Source organism: Campylobacter concisus, from assembly GCF_002914195.1.
Classification (GTDB): Bacteria; Campylobacterota; Campylobacteria; order Campylobacterales; family Campylobacteraceae; genus Campylobacter_A; species Campylobacter_A concisus_M.
Window position 1 is genome coordinate 1 of sequence record NZ_PPAU01000062.1, and the last position, 443, is coordinate 443.

Genomic DNA, 443 nt, shown 5'->3' on the forward strand with positions numbered 1-443 from the left:
GTAAAATACTCCTCATTAGCGGTTTTAACTAGATAGCAAGCGTTATCATCATAATATATAACTTCGCCTCTGCGTGTTTTTTGCGTTTCTGTTAAGGTGATTTTTACAATATAACCATCATATATCTCAATACCATTTTTATCTTTGCAGCCAGTATATTGCATAAGCTCGAACTGCTCTTTCTGAAAGTCAGTCCATTCGTCTTTACCTTCTAGCTCTTTTTCTGATACTATGATTTCCTGAACTGATCCGTCCCAGTTAAGACCTAGTCTATCAACACTAACTACTTTGTCATACTCTTTAATGTATGCTTTATATTTCAATGGTCTCATTTATTAACTCCTTATTCTCGTGGATGTTCCCTAAGACTTCGCTTCTATCAGCTAGTCCAGCATCTAACTCTTCAGGGATAGCTCCATTAAAAGCCACATCAAAACCTGCTC

At 36.6% G+C, this 443-nt stretch carries 1 protein-coding gene; it reads right to left on the reverse strand.

Annotated elements, in window-relative coordinates:
* Positions 1-332 (reverse strand): YopX family protein (locus CYP28_RS01870; protein WP_219811238.1); only part of this gene is annotated, 332 nt, incomplete at its 3' end.
* Between the last annotated feature and the right edge of the window lie 111 nt (positions 333-443).